At 74.0% G+C, this 2961-nt stretch carries 4 protein-coding genes; all 4 read right to left on the bottom strand.

What is annotated here, in order from left to right; genetic code table 11:
• Positions 1-508 (bottom strand): riboflavin synthase (locus tag B4M60_RS15195; protein WP_291085959.1); only part of this gene is annotated, 508 nt, incomplete at its 3' end.
• A gap of 42 nt (positions 509-550) precedes the next feature.
• Entirely contained in the window at positions 551-1594 is a 1044-nt protein-coding gene (gene ribD, locus B4M60_RS15190) for a bifunctional diaminohydroxyphosphoribosylaminopyrimidine deaminase/5-amino-6-(5-phosphoribosylamino)uracil reductase RibD (RefSeq protein WP_291085955.1), read from the bottom strand.
• A complete protein-coding gene (gene rpe / locus B4M60_RS15185) occupies positions 1591-2259 on the bottom strand; it encodes a ribulose-phosphate 3-epimerase (RefSeq protein ID WP_291085952.1) in 669 nt (222 codons plus the stop codon). The genes ribD and rpe overlap by 4 nt, the downstream gene beginning before the upstream one ends.
• 69 nt (positions 2260-2328) lie before the next feature.
• Positions 2329-2961: alpha/beta hydrolase (locus B4M60_RS15180; RefSeq protein ID WP_291085949.1), on the bottom strand; the 633-nt coding region annotated here is incomplete at its 5' end.

Genomic DNA, 2961 nt, shown 5'->3' with positions numbered 1-2961 from the left:
GGGTGGTGGGGATGAGCGAGACCTCGAACCACGGATCCACCGCCTCGGGCTCGCTCACCGCGGACACGGTCAGGGAGGTGCCGGACACCGTGATCGAGCCCTTCTCCACCACGTAGCGGCTCAACTCGGCCGGCAGCGAGACCCGGACGACCTGCCAGTGCTCGTGCTCGGTGCGGCTGAGGATCGCGCCGGTGCCGTCGACGTGACCCTGGACGATGTGCCCGCCGAACCGCGCGTCGGCCCGCATGGCGCGCTCGAGGTTCACCGGGTCCGCCGGGCCCAGCGCCCCCAGCGCGGTGCGATCGAGGGTCTCGGCCATGACGTCGGCGTCGAAGTACTCGCCCGGCTCGATGCTGGTGACGGTCAGACACACGCCGTTGACGGAGATCGAGTCCCCGTGGCCCGCGTCGGAGGTGACCAGCGGGCCGCGGATCCGCAGGCGCGCGGAGTCCCCGTCCCTGTGGATCGAGTCGAGGGCTCCGAGCTCCTCGACGATTCCGGTGAACATCAGTGGCGTCCTCTCGTCAGTGCGGAAATGTAGTCCGCGCGGTCATGTGGTGCGCGCGGTCAGGCGTAGGTAGATGTCGGACCCCAGGTGGGCGGTCTCGCGGACCTCGAAGGCGTGGGCCCCGGCGAGGGTACTGACGCCGGCCCCCTCCACGGCGGACCGCCCGGCGCCCAGCACCAGCGGGGCGAGGTAGGCCTCGACCTCGTCGACCAGGTCGGCGGCGAGGAACGCGCCGGCCAGCCGGGGGCCGCCCTCGATCAGGACATGGTGGACGTCGCCGAGCAGGTCGAGCGCGGCGGCGGGGTCGCGGGTGGCCAGGTGCCGGAAGCGGCCGTCGGTGCCGCGGACGGCGGCGTCCGCCGGCACGTCGGTCAGCCCCATCACCGCCCGGAGGGGTTGCCGCGGGGCGGGGGTCCCGTCGTCCAGGCGGGCGGTGAGGGACGGGTCGTCGGCGCGCAGGGTCCCCGTGCCGACGACGAGGGCGTCGACCTCCTGCCGCCGGCCGTGGACGTGACGCCGTGAGGCGGGGCCGGTGATCCATCGACTCGTGCCGTCGGCCGCCGCCACCCGGCCGTCCAGGGTGGCCGCGTACTTCCAGGTGACCAGTGGTCGGCCCACGCGTTGACGGTGAAGCCACGCCCGCAGCGGGCCGTCCTGCGCGGCGGCCACCTCGTCGTCGTCGGCCGGGATCACCTCCACCCCCGCCCGCCGCAGCGTCTCGGCGCCCCCGGCGGCCACGGGATTCGGGTCCCCCACCGCGTAGACCACCCTCGCGACACCCGCGGCGAGCGCGCGCGCCGTGCAGGGGCCGGTCCGGCCGTGGTGGTCGCACGGTTCGAGCGTCACCAGCAGCGTCCCCCCGCGGCTGCGCTCCCCCGCCCGGTCCAGCGCGACGACCTCGGCGTGGCGGCCCCCCGGGGTCTCCGTGGCGCCGCGGCCCACCACCTCGCCCGCGCTGTCCAGCACCACGGCGCCGACCGGCGGATTGGGCGTGGACACCCCGAGCGCGGACGCCGAGAGCGCCGTCGCCTCGGCGAGGGCGTCGCGTTCCCGGGCCCGTCGGACGTCCGGACCGGTCCCGGTCATACCCGTGCGTCCGCGGCCCCCGCGCGCAGGGTCTCGATCATGGCGTCCGGGTCGGGCGCCCCGTAGACGGCGGATCCAGCGACGAAGACGTCGCAACCGGCCGCGGCGGACTCGCCGATCGTGCGGGCGTCGATGCCGCCGTCGATCTGGATCAGGACGTCGAGTCCGCGTCGGTCGATCTCGGCCCGCAACGTGCGGACCTTGTCGAGTACCTCCGGCATGAACGACTGGCCGCCGAAGCCGGGTTCCACGCTCATCACCAGGACCAGGTCCACGTGGTCGAGCAGGGCGAGGTACGGCTCCACGGGCGTGCCGGGCTTGATCGAGATCCCCGCCTTGCACCCCCTGGCGTGCAGCAGGTCGGCGACGCCCTTCGGATCGTCGGTGGCCTCCACGTGGAAGGTGACGTTGAACGCGCCGGCGTCCACGTAGTCGCCCACCCACCGTGCCGGGTCCTCGATCATCAGGTGGCAGTCCATCGGCTTGTCCGTGACCTTGCCGACCGCCGCCGCCACGGGTGCGCCGAAGGACAGGTTGGGGACGAAGTGACCGTCCATCACGTCGACGTGGATCCAGTCCGCGGCGGGGATCCGCTCGATCTCCCGGTCCAGGCGGGCGAAGTCGGCGGACAGGATCGACGGCGCGATGAGCGGCTGGTACGACATGCCGCCCAGTCTAGGCGGGACGGTCCGGGTGGCTTTCCGAGGGCGTGGACCGGGACCGCGTCGGACTGCTCAGACGGCCGGACCCGCCAGCGAGAGGCAGAACTCCAGCTGGTCGGCGACGATGCGCTCGAAGTGCGGGTCGACGTAGGGGTCGAAGTGTTCGCACGGGTACTCCAGGTGCCGTCCACGCGGAATCCGCTCCGCGGCCCGACGCGCGGTCGCCGCGGGGGTGATGGCGTCCCGGGTGGCGATCTGCACCAGCGCGGGGCAGGTGATCCGCCGCGCGTGACGCATCGGCGAGTAGAAGCCGATCCGGACCAGGATCCGTGCCGCGACGTCGTCGGGGAAGTCGCTGCGGCGGAGTCCCGAGTCGGCCGCCAGTCGGTCCACCGCGGGATCGGCGTCCGGGCTCGTCATGACTGCCGCGTCCCCCGGTCGTCCGACCAGGGGCACGTACCGCGGTTCCCGACGCCGCACCGAGCGCCACAGGTCGTCGAGGATGGCCGGGGTGAGTCGGAGTGCCGCGGCGAGGCCCGTCGCCCGGACCGCGGCCGGGCCGCTGACGTGCGGGACCTGGGCGACGACGCCCGCGAGTCGCTCCCCCGTGCCGGCGAGGGTGAGGACGTGCCCTCCGGAGAAGGACGTGCCCCACGCGATGACGCGGTCCTGATCGACCCCGGGCAGCGTCCGGGTGAAGGCGAG

The organism is Dietzia sp. UBA5065 (genome assembly GCA_002415925.1).
GTDB lineage: Bacteria > Actinomycetota > Actinomycetes > Mycobacteriales > Mycobacteriaceae > Dietzia.
This window is presented reverse-complemented; position numbering and strand designations above follow the sequence as displayed.

Excerpts from the sequence above, each read along its gene's own strand:
- ribD (WP_291085955.1), bottom strand. The coding sequence starts at position 1,594 with ATGACCGGGACCGGTCCGGACGTCCGACGGGCCCGGGAACGCGACGCC.
- rpe (WP_291085952.1), bottom strand. The coding sequence starts at position 2,259 with ATGTCGTACCAGCCGCTCATCGCGCCGTCGATCCTGTCCGCCGACTTC.